Below are 18,295 nucleotides of genomic sequence, written 5' to 3' on the forward strand. Positions count from 1 at the left end.
GCGACCAAAGCGTTGCTCATCGTAGACAAAGTAGGGTCATATCGGTCTGTCCGCCGGTTACCGGAGAGGTCAGGTACATGCACGGAGTCTGGCCTGCCGCGGTGATGGCCGCGCGCACCCGATCCCAGTCCGGTATATCGAGCGCCGAGCCGCGGGCAAGGACGAAACCCGACAGCCTACTCGGATCGGTGACCAACGCCCACGAGTAGTCGGGGCCGAGTGCAGTAACGATATAGTTTGTCGGTCCGTCGACCTGACTCTGACCCGGTACGGTGGGAAAGCTGACGTGGAACTGCGCATTAGTCACCCGATCATTGACCTTTGCGGTACCGCGGATCTCGCTCCGCCCGCCGGACCAGGTCGTGCACGAGTTGTACACGGCGACATTCCCCTCCGGGTCCATGGTGTAGTCAGCGCGGGTATCGCGAGCGCATTCGAGATTGAAAAACTGCGGTACAGCGGCAAGCTGATACCAGGTTCCCAGGTATCTGTTCAGGTCGAGCGAATCCACCGGCGCGGGGCCGGCGACTGGTTGCGGCGCGGCGGCGGCGACATTTTCATGCAGCGGCGCGTACGTGGCAATCACCACGGCCATGAAGCCTAGTATGCAGCGAGTTACTCGATGTGTTGTCACTCGAACTCCTCAGGTGTCGACGACATGCTGTCGAATGACGAGCTACCCGCCCCGCGAGCTTATAAAAGATCCATAATCGGTGCACATTATTCCACGTGGCGTGGCGGCATCAGCTTCGTCGGCGATTTCCGGACCCGGTAAGGCTGCTCGTCATAGGGCTGATACACAGTGGACATTCGTGGCGATCTGCGAACACTGGCACGACCGTGATCAACTCTGATTGGTGCGCAGCTGATAGCGCCGTTCTGCGTATGTCAAATCATCGCGCCATAACCGTGCCGCCGCGCGATTCATTATCGGACGCAACAGCGGCAGTGCCCAGTGCGCGTGCCGGAACCCCGGACGCTGGGACGTCGCGATGGTCGCCTCGACCACCGCTGTGCGGGCGCGGCCATCTGGGCCGGAACCCAGTGGCGTGGCATGGGTTTCGACGACGCTGCCCGCGCCTTCACCGTCGACAATGCGCATCACGATTGTGCGTGGATCCGGGCAGCTGAACTCAGCCTGCACCGGCACCCCTAACCTCCGAGTCACCCTGAACATCACCCGTAACAGAAGACGGTGATTCTCCTCTGTGATCCCTTCGCGCGGCGGGGTCCGCGTCACCTCCAGGCGGGCAAACGAGTAGGGATGAAACCACGAGCCGTGCCACGGATCGAGCCGATTGGCGATGATGTCCTGCGGCTCGCATATCCCGATCAGATGGGTTACCGCGTGCACGGTGGTGTCCGCGGGCCGCGGACCGATGATCGGCGTATCGGTCGGCTCCTCCGCACCCAGCGAGTCCAACCGCGCCCAGGCCAGCACGCCGTCGTCGAAACTGGGATAGGGGCACCACCGCGAGGCGTTGTCGCCGGCCCCCACCCGAAGACCGTGCCAGCGACAGATCAGAGTGTCGTTCTCGACGTGCGCCGACGCCAGGGGCGCGCCCAAATGTGGGCAAGCACCGGGACCCGCGTGCAGGCCGCCTGAATCGTCCCGCCAGGCCACGATCTCCCGGCCGCCGACCCTGGTGCCGAGTGGACGGTCACGGCGGATCGCGCTACTTGCGGCGATGGTGTACCAGTTACCCGAGGGACGCTGCTGCGACCAATGCAGCGCTGCCGCGATCAGCTTGGGATCGGCGTCCTGATAGGTGGGTAACTGTTGCGACCATATTTCAGGCGAAAATCGCTGTAGCGGACGGCTTTGCGCCCAGTTGACAAGCTCGTTGCGGGTGCTCATCGGGTGCGCCTTTCGCGAGTCGCAAATGTGCGCAGTAGTGCGGAGCGCCCCTGGGTGGGGACCGTGTGCAGGGTGTGGCCGGCCGCATCCCATTGGCGTAGTAAGGCATTGGCCGCGGTCCAACCAGTGGTAGCGGCGCGCTCCATCAGAGCCACCGGCAGATCGACGCGAATTCCATCACCGGCCAGAGTCAGTCGCGGATGTGGGGTGCATACACCGGGGCGTTCGGCAAAGTCTCCGGGCGAGAAGCGCGGGCAGTCCTGGCGCCACAGCATGGTCTCTCCAACGATGTTCGCTGCGGCGGTCTCCGGGTACAACATGTGCAGCCGTGCGAGCATTTTGTCGCGCAGCTCGGTACGCGTCGCGAGCGGCGGTGCCGTATCAGCGGCCGCGTAAGCGTGCAGTTCGACGACGCTGCCGCCGGCGTCTTCGGCCCAGCACGCGGCCTGCCGTTCGTAGCGATCCAGCACGCTGATGTTGTCGAGCGGACCCAAACCGCCGGTGCCGAGGAAACACGGCCGGTCGGCGCGCACCGGCCGGTCCAGCCAGAGCCGGTGCACCGCGAATGCTGGTGCCAGCGCCAATGCGGCTACCCGTGACCGCCATTCGGCGTCTCCGAGGGTCGGTGACGCGGCGACGATACGGCGCAGATTGCCGACGTCGGCGGCCAGCACCACCGCATCAGCGGTCAAGATCGCTCCGGTGTCGTCGACCAGGCGGAACCCCGCGCCTTCGGTGTCGACGCGATCGATGGATACCCCTGTGTGGATGCGGACGGTGCCTGGCCGCCCCGGCACGCCCGGCGTGGTCAGGTACTCCGCTAGCGGCGTCCACAGGCTGACATCGAAATTGTCCCGCGCCACATCGAAGACAAGTCCCTCATTGGAGCCGAGGAAATAGATGTGGAACATCGTCGCCAACTCGCCGGCGGACATGCGCCCAGGCTCGATGAAGAAGCTGCGCGAGAACACCTCGAACGCCAGATGTCGGGCGGCTTCCGGGAAGTTGATGGTGCGCAGAAAGGTCTCCGCGTCGAACTGATCGAGCTGGGTATAGATCTCCGGGACCGACACCGCGGCCAGCGGCGCGGCGGCACGCGGGTCCATCCGGACCAGATCGCGCAGCCGGAAGGTGGGGCTGCGCAGCGCAAAAGCCAAGGCATTCCATGGCGGGGTGCGCGGCAGCCCACGGAAGGTGTCACGGCGGCCGTGCGCGTCGATGAGTGGATAGTCTTCCAACCTACGCAGTTGTTGTAACTCGGGGTCGCTGCGCCCGAGCAACTTTCGCAGGTTGTAGTACTGGGCGAAGAAGGCGTGGAAGCCGCGGTTCATGCCCACCTGGGTGCCGTCGGTGAGTCTTTCGGTCCACCCGCCGACGCGCCCACCCAAATATCGCTCGCGCTCGACGACCTCGACGTGACACCCCCGTTCAGCCAGGCCCGTCGCGGCAGCCAGACCCGCGATTCCGGCGCCGACCACCACCACGTGCGGCGGCGGGCCGCCCTGGTTCAGGTCGCGATGCCCCAGCGCCGCCGAATGACGCACGCGCCGCCGATCTCGCCCGTAGCCGGTACTCGGTGCGGTCATCGTTCGGCACCGGTCTGCCGCTGCCGAGTGCGCTCCCAGCCCAAGAGCGCGGCGGTCACGAGGGAGAACCCGAACATGAAGTCCTCTACTGGAATGTCCCACGGAAATCGGAGTCCGAGAATGTGATCCGGGTTGTACACCACGATCGGTGCGTTGAGCTTGGTGAGCCATCCGTCGACCGGGATCTGGAAACCCAAAACGATCAGCATCGTCAGCCAGTAGGCAGGACGCCGGAACAGTCCGGTGTGCAACACCGCCCACTCGGCTAGGTACACCGCGATGACCGCCGGCAGCGTATATCCGACTCCGGTGAGATTCATCGCCCCGGCTGCCCTCCCTGCGTTGCCGAGCCACCGACGTCCCGCGCCGAGCAGCAGTTGGACCGCGACGAAGGTGAGCAGGCCGCACACCGGCACAACAACGAAAAACAGCAGTTCTTCCAGCGGTATCGCACCGGGGAGCAGCACGCCGAGGGTGTAGCGGTCATCGAAACCCCAGACACCCGCGGCGATCGCCGCCACGTCCCAGAGCGCGAACAGCGCTGCGGCAGGCCACAACGCGCCGCGCAGCAATCGCGGTCGCCGATAGACGCCGGGACCGAGGAACTCCAGCGGCGCCGTCGATGCGAGACAGACCAGCAGGGTCAGCAGATAGTGCCAGTGACTCATGTGGTCTCCTCAACCCTGCTCGCGCGGATCGGCCACATCGAGCGGCAGTCGTGCCCTATCTGTCTCTGCCCGCATCCTGCTGGAACCGAGCGTCCGGCGGGCCCACCAAGCGCGCGTGAACCCCGCCGCGCCAACCCGGATCCGGCGACGGGTTCCGACGGTGGCGCGGCGACCGAACACCTCGAAATCGTCGGCTTCGATGCGATCGAGGATTTCGCTGTACAACACCGCCGCCGTCTCCACACAGGGACGCGAACGCGGTGCCAGCTGGTCGATCCCGCGGCGCGCGTAAGCATAGAGTCCCCTGACGATCTCATGCTGCTCGGCCAGTGCGCGCCGAACCTTCTGGTCGACTCGCCGCTGTCGGCGGCACCACAGCAGTATTTCCCGGTCCACCCCGTGCGCGGCGAGTTCGTCGGCGGGCAGATAGACGCGGTCGCGCGCTAGATCCTCGTCGACATCACGCAGGAAGTTGGTGAGCTGGAATGCCTTTCCGAGAGCAGCCGCGTACGGTGCGGCCGTCGCCACCGACTCGGTGGCGCCGAGCACCGGCAGCAGTTGCAACCCGATCACCTCCGCCGACCCGTAGACATAGCGGTCCAGGGCCGCCCGATCCGGATACGCGGTGACCGACAGGTCCATTCGCATCGACGTAAGAAACGCGTCGAACAGGTGCCGGGGTATCCGATAGGTCTGTGCGGTGTGCAACACCGCGGCCAAAACCGAGTCGCCTTCGGGTCTGCGGAACTGAATTGGTCAGCGAGCATCTGCAACCGCGCCCCCCGCTCCGCCGGAGTGAGCTTCGGGTTGAATTCGTCCAGAATGTCATCGGCGCGCCGGGCAAAGCCATAGAGCGCGTGCACGGCTGGCCGCTGGTCGGGCGCGAGCAGCCGAGTCGCGAGGAAGAACGTCTTGCCGTGGGTGGCATTGAGTGCGCGGCAACACCGGTACGACTGACGCAGCCGCGGATCGGTGATACCTGCCGCGTCGAGCTCGGCGCGGGTCATCCCGTGGTCCGATCCGCCGTCGAATTCGCTCCAGAAACAGTGCCGTTCGCCTGCCGATGCCAGGTGAAGCGGTCGGTTGCGAGACGTCCGGAGATCAGCACGGGCGCGATACCGACCCCAGGCGCCAGCGACCCGCCCGCCAGCACAACATTGTCTATACCGCGAATCATGTCGGCTGGCCGAAACGGTCGGGTCTGGGCGAAGGTGTGCGCCATCGCGAACGGACTGCCCGCATGCCACCGCGCGGAGAATTCACGCCCACCATGGTGTCCAGGTAAGCGATGACCGCGTGGGCGGACAGTGCGCGGTCGAGCGCGACTCCGGCCTGCAACAACTGAAAGGTGAACACGCGCCGAAGTTCCGAAGCGGCAATGAACTGCCGAACCTTCTGATCCCAGCGGCGGAACCCGCCCAGTGCCCTCAGCCTGCCGAGCGCGGGTGTCGACATCGACAGCGGCGATTCGAAGTTCGCCACGACGATGCGATCGAACTCGGCCGTGTACAGCCGGCTCAACCACTCCCACAGTCTGCGATAGCTCGCTGCCAGCTGGGCGTCCGCGAATTCGGTGGTCGACCGTATCATCCGGTTCTCAACACTGTGTACGTCGAGAGTTCGCCCGTCGGCGAAGGTCGCATGGTACGCAGGATCGATCGGGACCAGATCCCATCGGTCGCCGGACCGCTCCCCGACCGCGGCGAAGACGTCATCGATCGGAACAGGCATCGTGCACACCGTCGGACCGGCATCGACGCGGTAGCCGCCCAGATCGAGTCGGCTCATCCGGCCGCCAGGCACCGATTCTTGTTCGGCTACCGTAATGGCCCGGCTACGCCCGGCCAGGTGGATCGCGGTGGACAGGCCCGCCGGCCCGGTGCCCACCACCACGATATGGTCACTACGTCCCTTGACCGTGCGCATCGTTTCCTCTCAGCGCAGCTGCCCGTGCAGTGCAGAGCAGCGCCATCTGTTCCAGCGCCATACGCCGATCCCGCCCGAGCGTGCCGTCCCGCAACACGCCCAGGGCTTCCTCGATCCGGTCAGAGATCATCGCCTCGATACGCTCGGGCGCTCCCGATGATGCGATCAACGACCGTCCTCGACTGATCGCCTGCGCATCGAGTTCGGGCTGGTTCAGCAACTCCGAGAGCTCACGTCGCCCGGCGGCTTCGGCCATCTCCAGCGCGGCGACCACCACGCTGGTGGCCTTGCGCTGCCTTAGATCACTATCTTGGGGCTTGCCGGTTTCCGAGGTCGAGCCGAAGATCCCGAGCAGATCATCACGCAGCTGAAATGCCTCACCGATCCGAGTCCCGTACTGGCCAAGGGTCTCCATCGTCCGCTCGGAAACGCCCGCCAACGCCGCGCCCAATTCGAGAGGCCGCCGGACGGTGTAGTTGCCCGACTTCGCGCGGGCGATGCCGAGCACGGTGTCCAGGCTGGGACTTTTGCGCGCATCGTGTGCGAGATCAGCGAACTGCCCCATCGCCAACTCGATACGCATCGCGTCGTACCGTGGCCACAATCGCGCCAAGGCATCAACCCCGACACCGCTCTCGCGCAGCATCTGTTCCGCCCACACCAAGCACATGTCGCCGAGCAGGATGGCGGCCGAGGTTGCGAAACTCGATGACGATGACCCCGATCCGCCACCGTTCCGCGCGGACAGGCGCAGGTGAGCCGCCTCCGCTCCCCGTCTCAGCACGGCGGCATCCATCACGTCGTCCTGCAGCAAGGCGAACGCATGCAACAGCTCGAGACTGGCCGATGCCCGCAATGCGGCGGGCTCCGGCTCGCGCGCGCAGAGCCAGCCCAGATACATGAACGTCGAACGCAGACATTTTCCACCGATCGCATACTGGGCCAGTACCTCCGCCACACCGATGGCATGTAGTTCGTCCAGACGCATGCGCCCTAGAAATGCCGTCAGCTCGTCGAGCACCCGAGAACGGGTCTCGGCACGCCAGCGCTGGAAGCCATCGGTTCGATCCGGTATCGACGGGTCGGGCGGCAGTCGAGAGGGATCGAAAATCATTGTGCTCACCGGGATTCTCCGTTTCGCGAGACCGGGGCAGATGACACGGATTCATTCGCGCCCAGTTCGACCAGGACATCCGCAATCACCTCGAACGGCGCCTGCTTAGTCATTTCCTGTGCCAATTGCGCTGCTGCGGTATGAAATTTGCCGGTATTCAGGACTCGATCAACCGCCGCCGCCACATCGTTCGGATGTGCCCGCCTGGTGCCCAAATCTATCCCGACCCCCGTATAGGTCACCCGCGACGCGATCTCCGGCTTGTCGGCAGTATCACCCGCGACGATCACAGGAACACCGCGGCTGAGTGCCTGTTGCACACCGCCATAGCCGCCGTTGGTGATCATCACGTCGACATGCGGCAGGAGATGGGCGTAGGGGACGAAATCGGTGACATAGGCATTGGCCGGGATCGGCCCCAAAGGAGCCCGTGAACCACCCGTGCACGCCACGACCGCTACATCCGGGCGCCGACTCATCGCCGTCAGCGTGGGCCGGATCAGCTGGTCGAGATCACTATTGTCCCAGGTCCCCTGGGTTACGTGGATGACGGTCTTCCCGGCGGGTAGCTCGCTACACCAACTCGGCGGCTGCGCATCGCCGGGAGAATCGATCGGAATCGGTCCCGCGAACAATACTGACGGCGGCAAATCGCTGCGCGGATATTCGAAACCGGGGACCGTGAACTGGAGTAGCCGATCGGCGAGCACCGGCCAATTGAGCAGAAAGGTCGGTGCGGGTCCGAGATCGAGATCGCGAAGAATCGAATCGAGCCTTCGCTGATCACCACGGAACAATACCTGCTGCACGAACCGATTCAACGCTGTATAGTCGCGGCCCGCTCGTGGCTGCCACCCCATGCCGAACGGCGGCGTATCCACGCTGGTCAACATCAGGGGAACTACACCACACGCCAGCACCGGAGGACGCGCCCGTCCCGCAAGCAGCAGCGGAATGGCGCCGGTGAACATCACGTCGACGAACAGGGCGTCGAAATCCGTGTGCTCCAACTCGGCGGTCACCGCGCGGAACTGCGCGACGATCGGATCGAGGAAGCTCGAGCGCAGCTCCGCACGCCCGGTTCGCCACCGCCGCAGCAGGCTCGGTGTCCGGCCACGCGGCCGCTCCACCCGGGCCACCGTCGCGCCGATCGCGAGTGCCGAACTGGGAATGCCCTGTGCCGCAGCCGTTTCTCCGAAAGCCGCGCCGGTGAGCAACCGCACGTGATGGCCGCGGCGCCGCAGATCCCCCGCGATGGCCAGCATGGGCGTCACATGTCCGGGTATCGGACTCGCTGCCAAGAGATATCGAGCCATGTCGAGATTCCTTCGCTGCTCATTCGCCATACCGCCTGGTGCTGGTCAACCACGCCATCGGCCCGCACCTACATGCGCGACCGTCACCCGCACAGCTTCGACGCCACGTACTCGACCACGCTCGGGGACCATCCGGTCCCACTCAGGACACGATCCGAACCCGCCTCCGGACCCTTACCGGGCGATCATGAGTCTTACTACTCAAGCGATGCGTCATGTGCGGCACCGTCTCTGCGCTAGACGTCATCCGAAAGCCGACCGACGGCACCATCTCACGGGGCACAAGTTTCGGGATTCTCTCGTGAACTCGAGGATACCGGTGATCTCTTCGATAACCACGGATTCGCCATGACGGCGCGCCGCAGTACTGCGGTGCAACCGCGATCACGGAAACCGGAGGCGGCGTGGATGAGCCCGACGTGCTCCCGCCAGCGTCTGATGGACTCGTCGATCCGGTAACCAGATGCCCCGCCAACGCCACCGCGTCCGTCAAGTGCGGATCCGACCTACCTCACCCCTGCACTACACCCTCGTCGCCCGGCCTCGAAAAGGCCGGGCCGGCACCCCGGTTTGCGGCGGTTCTAGAGGTGATCGCCAACCCGTCACGCGGCCTTGCCGGCCAGCCACAGCGCGGGGTCTTCGTCAACAGCCGCGCGGTGGCTGGCGCGTGCTCGAAGGTACCGCCGCAGTGCGGATCGGGATTTGTCGCTGAACGGCAGCGGGTGTAGTCGGCGGCCCTTGCTGAGTGCCAACACAGGTGTTCTCGGTTTGAACGGTAGTAGGTGTCGATCGTCCCCCGCGACTTGGTGTGCTGCCGCAAATCGTCCGCCAAGTTCTCGGCCGCGGCTGGATCGTCGAGTCTACCGGGCAGAGTTCCGTGGTGTTTGAGATCGTGCTGAGTGGGTAATACCCCTGTGACCTGCATTTGTGCAGGTCACAGGGGTGCTGCGCCCCCGGCAGGAATCGAACCTGCGACCTAGGGATTAGAAGGCCCTTGCTCTATCCAACTGAGCTACGGAGGCAGTGGGTTCCACCATGGCCGACGATGGCCGTGCTGTCCAGCGCGAAAATTATAGCGAGTGTCCAGGTCTATGGTTTCTCGGTGTCAGCAAGGTTCCGGCCATCCCGTGACGTAGTTCATGCGTTCCCAGCGAGCCGCAGCCCAGAATATCGGCCCAAACCCGACCGGGCTACGGATGAATTGCCGAACTACGCTCAGTCGTATGTCGTCAGTCGAGGCTCCGTCCGCAGCTGCGGAATCCGAGGTAGCTCGGTCCGGGGCGGTGTTCGCGACGGTGACCGCGCTGGCCGGTGCGATCGCCGCCGTAGTCGCGGCGCTGGTGGTGGGGCTTTCGGCGGCGCAGGCACTGAGTCTGCTCGGCATCCCCGATCCCGGCTCGCTGACCACCTACGGCCTGCCCGCGGTGCGGGCGATCGCTGATCTGTCGGCCGCACTGACTGTCGGTTCGCTCCTGCTCGCGACGTTTCTCGTCCCGCCACAGTCGAATGGACTGCTGGATGTAGACGGCTACCGCGCGGTGCGCCGGGCATCGAATTGCGCGGTGGTGTGGGCGTGCTGCGCGGCGCTGCTCGTGCCGCTGACTGTGTCGGATACCACAGGGCGTCCGGTGGCTGACGTCCTACGGCCGGACGGGCTGTGGCGGGCGATCGATCACATCGAGCTGGCCGGCGCCTGGCGCACGACCGTGGTCTTCGCGCTGATCGTCGCGGTCGGGTGCAGACTGGCGTTGCGCTGGGGCTGGACGCCGGTACTGTTCGGAGCCTCGATCGTGACGATGATGCCCCTGGCGCTGACCGGGCATTCGTCGTCGGGCGGGTCGCACGATCTCGCCACCAACAGCCTGATCCTTCATCTGGTTTCCGCGGCGATCTGGGTCGGCGGGCTGTTCGCGGTGCTGGCACACGCGCTGCGCGGCGGTGTGCGCACCGATCTGGCCGCTCGCCGCTTCTCGCTGACCGCGACGATCGCGTTCGTCGTCATCGGAGTCAGCGGCGTGATCAACTCCTGGGTACGGGTGCCCTTGGACGAGCTGTTCACCACCACCTACGGCAGGCTGGTGCTGGCCAAGGCCGCGGCACTGTTGCTTCTCGGCGTTGTCGGGTACCTGCAGCGCCGCGCCGCGCTCCCCGCGCTCGCGGCGGAACCAGGTGATCGGGTGGCGCTGGTCCGCTTCGCCGGTGTCGAGGTGCTGATCTTCGCCGCCACTATGGGTCTCGCGGTCGGGCTCGGCCGCACCCCGCCGCCACCGCCGGAGTCGGTCCCCACACCGGCCGAAGTGGAACTCGGATACAACCTGGCCGGGCCGCCGACACTCCCGCGATTGCTGTTCGACTGGCGGTTCGATCTGATCTTCGGAACCCTGTCGGTCGTGCTTGCGGTGCTGTATCTGCTCGGCGTGCGACGGCTGCGCGCGCGGGGCGATGCCTGGCCGGTGGGGCGGACCGTGGCCTGGCTGTCCGGTTGTGCGGTCTTGCTGGTGGCGACTTCGTCCGGGGTCGGCCGCTATTCGCCCGCGATGTTCAGCGTGCACATGGGGGCGCACATGGCGCTGTCGATGCTGGCGCCGATCCTCTTCGCGCTCGGCGGCGCGGTGACGCTGGCGTTGCGGGCGCTGCCGCCCGCTGGCCGCGGTGGTGCGCCAGGTCCGCGGGAATGGATCTTGGCCGCGGTGCACAATCCGGTGTCGCGCTTGCTGACCCACCCGATCGTGGCATCGGCGATCTTCGTCGGCGGCTTCTATGCGCTGTATCTCGGCGGTATCTTCGACTCCTTCGCCGACTCGCATGCGGCACACCTGTTGATGAACGTGCACTTCCTGCTGAGCGGCTACCTGTTCTACTGGGTGGTGATCGGCATCGACCCGAAGCCACGACAGGTACAACCGCTCACCAAGCTCGGCATGGTGTTCGGGTCGCTACCGTTCCACGCGTTTTTCGGCGTCGCGCTGATGAGCATGACCACGGTGCTCGGCGGCTGGTTCTATCGGAGTATCGGACTCGGCTGGAACGACGATCTGCTCGGCGACCAGCGCAGCGGCGGCAGCCTGGCCTGGGCCGGTGGCGAGGTGCCGCTGGTGGTGGTGATGCTGGCGCTGCTGATCCAATGGTCACGCAGCGATCAGCGGCTCGCGCAGCGAACCGACCGGGCCGCGGAGCGCGATCACGACGCCGCGCTCGCCGCCCACAACGCGATGTTCGCCGAACTGGCCAAGCGGGATGGAGAAGTGCGTAAGTGAACGACTACGCCATTATGGTCTCCGAACACAGACCAGCAGGGCTGGTGGACCGATCCGATGTGCGATCCGCACGACGACGGATGGCGGGTCAGGTCCGCAAGACACCGGTCTTCCACACCTCCGTCGCGAGCCCGGCCGGTCCGGTTCCGGTGACGATGAAACTCGAACATCTCCAGCACGGTGGAACGTTCGAAGTGCGTGGCTGCTTCAACACATTGCTCGCCCAGGGGCAGGGCATCGATCAGGTCGTGATCGCCTCGGGCGGCAACGCCGGCATCGCCGCCGCTCTCGCCGCCGCCCGGCTCGGCAAGTCCTGCACGGTGGTCGTCCCGGAGACCGCCCCGCACACCAAGGTCGCCGCGATGTGGTCGCACGGCGCCGACGTGCTCTGGCACGGAGCGACCTTCGCCGAAGCGCTACGCCACGCGACCGAACTCGCCGCCGAACGCGGCGCACTGCGACTACACGGGTACGACCTGCCCGCGGTGGTCGCCGGAGCCGGTGTGGTCGGGCTGGAACTCGAAGAGCAGGTGCGCGGGCGACCTGCGGTGCTCGCTGCCGTGGGCGGCGGTGGACTGGTCGCCGGGATCGCGGCAGCGCTGGGGCGTCGTCAACAGGTGATCGGGGTGGAGCCGGAAGGCAGCCCCGCGTTGCGGGACGCGTTGGACGCGAACCGTCCGGTGGAGGTCCGCGGGCCTGGTGTCAGCGCGGATTCGTTGGGCGCCACCAGGATCGGCGATATCGCCCTCGACGTCGCCCGTCGCGACGGGGTGCGCTCGCTCTTGGTCACCGACGACGCGATCACGGCGGCTCGGGAATACCTGTGGCGCGAGTTCCGTATCCTCGTCGAGCTGACCGGCGCCGCGGCACTGGCCGCCATCCACAGCGGCGCCTACGTTCCGGCGCCCGATGAGCGCCCGGTCGTCGTACTCTGTGGCGCCAATACCGACGTGGCGGTCCTCTGACCAGGTGCGATACGCCGCTGTTCGGCTGGGCGGCGCGCGGCACCCCGGCAGGGGCATTCGCCTCGGAACGACGAACTCGAGTTCGTGTGTTGATCGGCGCCGACGATCCTGTACTCGACAGGCTTTGCCGAATCGCGGCAGGGTCAATAGCGCACAGCACGGCGAGGGGACCGCGGATCGCCCCAGCTGAAATCGCTGGTATTCACAGGTCGGAGAGTTGTGCACATTCTCGGATCGGGGCGTTCGGGTTCTCCGGATTCGGCGCACGCTGGAGGGGCCTCCTCGAGGGGAGGGCATATCCGGGCAGGCCCGGACCCGAATGTGAAGGGGCGTAGTCATGTACGAGGCGAATGCGACCGTGATCGGAACCGTCGTGACCCATCCGGTCAAGCGGGATCTGGCCAACGGCGATCAAGTGGTCACTTTTCGGATGGCGAGCAATTCCCGCAGACTCGATCAGACAACGGGGGAGTGGGTGGACAACGGAACCTTATATCTCACCGTCAGCTGCTGGCGCAGGCTGGTGGCCGGGGTCGACGTGTCCCTGCACCGCGGCGACCCGATCATCGCGCACGGACAGTTGCGCTCGCACGAATACCGGACAAAGGACGGCATCGAGCGCCGGGATCTGGAGATGCGCGCTGTCGCGGTCGGCCCGGACCTGTCCCGCTGCGCGGCGCGGGTGATGCGCTGGTCGGATCTGCCGGCGCGGAATACTTCGGAGCGGCAGAGCGCTGTCCATCGGGTGCCCGTCGGCGACAGCCCGGCGGAGAATGTCGCGGGGGTCGCTTCGGTACCGTCGGTACCGTCGGTACCGTCCAGAAGTGGCGAGCCCGTCGACGCTTGATCGTATGACCGGTTTTGTCCGGCGGCAATGGTAGCTCTGCTTCGTCCCTCGTCTCCCGCACCGATAGGCTTCACTCTTATGGCTGAGTTCATTTATCAGATGAAGAAGGTTCGCAAGGCACACGGCGACAAAGTCGTGCTCGACGACGTCACCTTGAACTTCCTTCCCGGCGCCAAGATCGGCGTCGTCGGCCCGAACGGCGCGGGTAAATCCAGCGTGCTGAAGATCATGGCCGGACTGGACCAGCCCAACAACGGTGACGCGTTCCTCGCCACCGGCGCGACGGTCGGCATCCTGCAGCAGGAGCCCCCGCTGAACGAGGAGAAGACGGTCCGCGGCAATGTCGAGGAGGGCCTCGGCGAGATCAAGGTGAAGCTCGATCGATTCAACGAGATCGCCGAACTCATGGCAACCGACTACTCCGACGAGCTCATGGACGAAATGGGCAAGTTGCAGGAGGACTTGGACCATGCCGACGCCTGGGACCTGGACTCGCAGCTCGAGCAGGCGATGGACGCGCTGCGCTGCCCGCCGCCGGACGAGCCGGTCACCAAACTTTCCGGTGGTGAGCGTCGCCGGGTCGCCCTGTGCAAGCTGTTGCTGAGCAAGCCCGACCTGCTGCTGCTCGACGAGCCGACCAACCACCTCGACGCCGAGAGCGTGCTCTGGCTCGAACAGCACCTCGCTCAATACCAGGGCGCCGTGCTCGCGGTCACCCACGACCGTTACTTCCTGGACAATGTGGCGCAGTGGATTCTCGAGCTGGATCGCGGCCGGGCCTACCCGTACGAGGGCAACTACTCCACCTACCTGGAGAAGAAGGCCGAGCGCCTCGCGGTGCAGGGTAAGAAGGATCAGAAGCTGCAGAAGCGACTCAAGGACGAGCTCGCCTGGGTACGTTCCGGAGCCAAGGCGCGTCAGGCCAAGAACAAGGCCCGCCTCGGTAGGTACGAGGAGATGGCGGCCGAGGCGGAGAAGATGCGGAAGTTGGATTTCGAGGAGATCCAGATTCCCGCGGGCCCGCGGCTCGGCAACGTTGTCGTGGAGGTCGAGCACTTGGACAAGGGTTTCGGCGACCGGCAACTGATCAAGGATCTGTCGTTCACGCTGCCGCGCAACGGCATCGTCGGTGTCATCGGCCCGAACGGCGTCGGCAAGACCACGCTGTTCAAGACCATTGTCGGGCTCGAACAGCCCGACAGCGGCACCGTGAAGGTCGGTGACACCGTCAAGCTGAGCTATGTCGACCAGAACCGCGCGGGCATCGATCCGAAGAAGACGGTCTGGCAGGTGGTCTCCGACGGACTGGACTTCATCGAGGTCGGCCAGCAGGAGATGCCGTCGCGCGCCTACGTCAGCGCGTTCGGTTTCAAGGGGCCCGACCAGCAGAAGCCCGCCGGCGTCCTGTCCGGTGGCGAGCGCAACCGGTTGAACCTGGCACTGACCCTCAAACAGGGCGGCAACCTGATTCTGCTGGACGAGCCGACCAACGACCTCGACGTCGAGACCCTCGGTTCGCTGGAGAACGCCCTGGAGCAGTTCCCCGGCTGTGCTGTGGTCATCTCGCACGATCGCTGGTTCCTCGACCGCACCTGCACCCACATCCTCGCGTGGGAAGGCGACTCCGACAACGACGCCAAGTGGTTCTGGTTCGAAGGCAACTTCGAGGCGTACGAGGCCAACAAGATCGAGCGCCTCGGCTTGGAAGCCGCCCGCCCGCACCGGGTTACACACCGGAAGCTCACTCGCGACTGAGTTCTGCTTCGGTGGGGCGGAGTCGGTTCGGGACCGCCCCACCGAAAGTTTCCCACGCGAGGGTGGGTGTATGCCGTCGCCACGCGGCGCCCGCAGCCATCGAAGCCATCAGCGAAACCCGTGGTCGATCGCGCCGGGAGCCCGCCGGCCGTGAAGTGACACGAATGACTGGGAAAGGGAGTGACACCTACCCGTGCGTAGCTCGCTAGGGTGGGAGTCGTGAATGCGCAGGCGCAGTTCGAGCAACCGGTGGCACCCAACACCGACGCAAGGGCCGAGCTGACCCGACGTACCGGTGCGGCGCCGGGGAAACGATCTGTCGCGCTCACCTGACGTTCGCAGGTCCGATGTTGTACTGAGTCGAGTTCATCCCATCGATCTCGGCAGCGAGCGGCGAATAGCGCGGCTGTGGTGAACACCCCGGGATCGGAACGGAATTCACCCGCCCGTCTTCGGCGCACAGTTACGCTCGGACCGGCGTCACTTTGTTGCGGAACCGATATCCGAGGGAGTTGGCGAAAACATGACGGTCTCGTCCGAATTGTCCAGTGCGGCGTGGGCCGCTGGTTTGCCGCAGTCGCTGCGCGGTGAGCTTGCGGCGCTCGAGGAGGCGTATTTCCGCCACGTCGACGCGGGCGATGTGGACTGCGCGATCACCGGCATCACCCAGACTTTCCGCCGGCATCTGGAGTTGGCGGCTGCTCGTCCCGTCGGGCGCGCGCTGGTGCGGGTGTACCACCAGGACGACGGCACCGGTGTCGGTGCCGCGGTACAGGTCGTCACCGACGACATGCCGTTGCTGGTCGAATCGATCAGCGCGTCGCTGAACCGGATCGGTGTCAGTGTGAGCGAGGTGATTCACCCGATCTTCGAAGTCGAGCGGGACGCCGATGGACGGTTGACGCACGCGGCCGCGCATGGAGTGGACAGCACCGGCTCGGGTGGACTGCGCGAATCATGGATGCACGTGCAGTTGCACCCGGCGACCAGTCCGGCACAGCTGGCCGAGATCGAGGCCGCTGTGCCGGACGTGGTGGCGGACGTGCGCCAGGTGATCGGTGACACCGAGGCCATGCAGGACGTACAGAGCAGGCTCGCCGACGACCTGGCGCGGGCCGCGGAATCCGGATCCACGTCGTTCGATGCCACCGAGCTCGTCGACACCGCGAATCTGCTGCGTTGGCTGGCGCAGGGAAATTTCACCGTGCTCGGCTATGCCCGCTACCGTCTGAGCGCCCATGAGGGCAAGGTGACGTCCAACGCGCTACCGGCCAGTTGCCTCGGTGTACTCCGTCCGGACGTCGGCACCGATTTTCGGGTGCCGGTCAACGGCGGGGACAGACCGTTGCTCATGCTGACCCAGGGTTTGGTCCCCGCGACCGTGCACCGCTCGGTGTATCCGTACTTCGTCGGCGTCGCCGACTTCGACGAGTCCGGAACGGTCATCGGTGAGCACCTGTTCATCGGTGTTTTCACCGTGACCGCCGTGCACGAGAACGTGCTGGATATCCCGGTGATCGAGCGCAGGGTGCGTTCCGTCATCGAGAAGAGCGGATTCGACCTGGAATCGTTCTCCGGCCAGGCGATGCTCGAGGCCATCCAGTCCTTCCCGCGGACCGAGTTGTTCTCCTCCGACGCCGAGACGCTGCGTCGCACCGCGACCGCAGTGCTCAACGTGAGTCTTCGCCGCCAGGTGCGACTGTTCCTGCGCGCGGACACCTACGGTCGTTTCGTCGCCTGCTTGGTCTACCTGCCGCGCGATCGCTACACCACCAGGGTGCGGCTGGAGATCCAGGACATCCTGGTTCGCGAACTGGGTGGTGTCTCCATCGACTACACCGCGCGGGTGGGCGAGAGCGACTTGGCGCGAGTGTATTTCACGGTGCGCATGCCGGAGGACGAGTTCGGCGTACCGCGCCACTCGCCGCTGGCCGCGGATACCTCCGAACCCAACCGCCTGCGCATCCAGAACCTGCTTGCCGAGGCGAGTCGGACGTGGGAAGACCACCTGAACGACGAGGTGAGCACGTCGGCGGTGCTCGACCCCGCTGTGGTGCAGCGCTATGCGGACGCTTTCCCCGAGGGCTACAAGCAGGACTTCGAGTCGGCCCGCGCCCTCGCGGACATCGTGCGGTTGGAGCGACTGCACGAAGGCGGCATCGACCAGTACCTCTATCGCATCCCGGATTCGGAACCGGGTGCGTGGCGCTTCACGCTGTATATCGGCGGAAGCGGGATATCGCTCAGCCAGGTGCTCCCGGTGCTGCAGAGCCTCGGTGTCGAGGTGGTGGACGAGCGGCCGTACCGAATCGAACTGGTAACGCCGTCCAACAGTGCCACGGGCGCAGGCGTTGAACGATGGATCTACGACTTCGGTTTGCTGGCTCGCCCCGAGCTGCTGCGCAGCTCGCTCGACCGGGACCTGGGCGCGGAACTGCTGGAGTCCTCGAAGCGCGCCGACGTGCTGGAGGCGGAGGTGCGTGGGCTGCGTGAGCGGTTCATGGACGCCTTCGAAGCGGTCTGGTACGGACGTGCCGAGGCGGACGGCCTCAATGAGCTCGTGCTACGCGCCCGGCTGCCGTGGCGCGCTGTCTCGATTTTGCGCACGTACGCGAAGTACTTGCAGCAGGCCGATTTTCCCTACAGTCAGGCCAATATCTGCCGCGTACTGCTCACCTATCCGGATGTCGCACGGCTGTTCGTCGACCTGTTCGCGGCCCGCTTCGACCCGGATATCGTCTCCGCCGAGCATGCGGCCGACCTGGAGACCCAGGTGCACGGCCGGATCGACGAGGTCGTCAGTCTGGATGCGGACCGCATCCTGCGCGCGATTCTCGGCCTGATCAAGGCGACCTTGCGCACCAACTACTACATGACCGACGCTGCGGGCATGCCGCGCGGCTATGTCTCGGTGAAGCTTGATCCGCATGCGATTGCGGAGTTGCCGAAGCCGCGGCCGCAGTTCGAGATTTTCGTGTATTCGCCGCGGGTGGAGGGTGTGCA

General features: G+C 65.6%; 12 protein-coding genes, 1 tRNA gene and 3 pseudogenes. 5 read left to right on the plus strand and 11 right to left on the minus strand.

The features are described 5' to 3' along the window. Window positions 1–16 precede the first annotated feature (16 nt). The 11 genes and pseudogenes from AB0B25_RS24480 to AB0B25_RS24530 form a co-directional block, all read right to left on the minus strand. Complete coding sequence (locus AB0B25_RS24480; RefSeq protein WP_357183687.1) at window positions 17–595, minus strand: lipocalin family protein; 579 nt, start codon at window positions 593–595, stop codon at window positions 17–19. A 249-nt stretch (window positions 596–844) separates the two neighbouring features. After that, window positions 845–1,858: a DUF5914 domain-containing protein gene (locus AB0B25_RS24485; protein ID WP_357183690.1), complete on the minus strand. Its 1,014-nt coding sequence runs from the start codon at window positions 1,856–1,858 to the stop codon at window positions 845–847. Continuing rightward, a complete protein-coding gene (locus AB0B25_RS24490; RefSeq protein WP_357183693.1) occupies window positions 1,855–3,444 on the minus strand; it encodes an FAD-dependent oxidoreductase in 1,590 nt (529 codons plus the stop codon). The genes AB0B25_RS24485 and AB0B25_RS24490 overlap by 4 nt, the downstream gene beginning before the upstream one ends. Continuing rightward, window positions 3,441–3,764 carry a lycopene cyclase domain-containing protein gene (locus AB0B25_RS24495; RefSeq protein WP_357183717.1) on the minus strand — a complete coding sequence of 108 codons (324 nt, stop codon included), beginning with the start codon at window positions 3,762–3,764 and terminating at the stop codon, window positions 3,441–3,443. Before AB0B25_RS24495 ends, AB0B25_RS24490 begins: the two co-directional genes overlap by 4 nt. Window positions 3,765–3,845: 81 nt before the next feature. Further along, window positions 3,846–4,112 (minus strand): annotated as a pseudogene (locus AB0B25_RS24500) (lycopene cyclase domain-containing protein); the annotation flags it as partial. Between the two features lie 9 nt (window positions 4,113–4,121). Then, window positions 4,122–5,119, minus strand: a pseudogene (locus AB0B25_RS24505) (phytoene/squalene synthase family protein). Next, window positions 5,116–6,038, minus strand: a pseudogene (locus AB0B25_RS24510) (FAD-dependent oxidoreductase). The pseudogenes AB0B25_RS24505 and AB0B25_RS24510 overlap by 4 nt, the downstream one beginning before the upstream one ends. After that, window positions 6,016–7,152 carry a polyprenyl synthetase family protein gene (locus AB0B25_RS24515; RefSeq protein WP_357183720.1) on the minus strand — a complete coding sequence of 379 codons (1,137 nt, stop codon included), beginning with the start codon at window positions 7,150–7,152 and terminating at the stop codon, window positions 6,016–6,018. Before AB0B25_RS24515 ends, AB0B25_RS24510 begins: the two are co-directional and overlap by 23 nt. A 5-nt stretch (window positions 7,153–7,157) precedes the next feature. After that, window positions 7,158–8,468 carry a nucleotide disphospho-sugar-binding domain-containing protein gene (locus AB0B25_RS24520; protein ID WP_357183695.1) on the minus strand — a complete coding sequence of 437 codons (1,311 nt, stop codon included), beginning with the start codon at window positions 8,466–8,468 and terminating at the stop codon, window positions 7,158–7,160. A 602-nt stretch (window positions 8,469–9,070) separates the two neighbouring features. After that, window positions 9,071–9,220, minus strand: a complete 150-nt coding sequence (locus tag AB0B25_RS24525; RefSeq protein WP_357183698.1) for a hypothetical protein — start codon at window positions 9,218–9,220, stop codon at window positions 9,071–9,073. Between the two features lie 196 nt (window positions 9,221–9,416). Then, window positions 9,417–9,490: transfer RNA gene (locus tag AB0B25_RS24530), tRNA-Arg, on the minus strand. Window positions 9,491–9,691: 201 nt separating this feature from the next. Here AB0B25_RS24530 and AB0B25_RS24535 point away from each other — a divergent pair. The 5 genes from AB0B25_RS24535 to AB0B25_RS24555 form a co-directional block, all read left to right on the plus strand. Further along, window positions 9,692–11,725, plus strand: coding sequence for a cytochrome c oxidase assembly protein (locus AB0B25_RS24535; protein ID WP_357183701.1), 2,034 nt, complete (start codon window positions 9,692–9,694; stop codon window positions 11,723–11,725). Window positions 11,726–11,739: 14 nt separating this feature from the next. Then, window positions 11,740–12,690, plus strand: a complete 951-nt coding sequence (locus tag AB0B25_RS24540) for a serine/threonine dehydratase (RefSeq protein WP_357183722.1) — start codon at window positions 11,740–11,742, stop codon at window positions 12,688–12,690. Between the two features lie 337 nt (window positions 12,691–13,027). Continuing rightward, window positions 13,028–13,537 (plus strand): single-stranded DNA-binding protein, encoded by a 510-nt coding sequence (locus tag AB0B25_RS24545; protein ID WP_357183703.1) that lies wholly within the window; start codon window positions 13,028–13,030, stop codon window positions 13,535–13,537. A 78-nt stretch (window positions 13,538–13,615) separates the two neighbouring features. Beyond that, window positions 13,616–15,292 (plus strand): energy-dependent translational throttle protein EttA, encoded by a 1,677-nt coding sequence (gene ettA / locus AB0B25_RS24550; protein WP_357183706.1) that lies wholly within the window; start codon window positions 13,616–13,618, stop codon window positions 15,290–15,292. A gap of 523 nt (window positions 15,293–15,815) precedes the next feature. Next, window positions 15,816–18,295 (plus strand): NAD-glutamate dehydrogenase domain-containing protein (locus tag AB0B25_RS24555; RefSeq protein WP_357183709.1); only part of this gene is annotated, 2,480 nt, incomplete at its 3' end.

It is taken from the genome of Nocardia sp. NPDC049190 (genome assembly GCF_040648115.1).
Lineage (GTDB): Bacteria > Actinomycetota > Actinomycetes > Mycobacteriales > Mycobacteriaceae > Nocardia.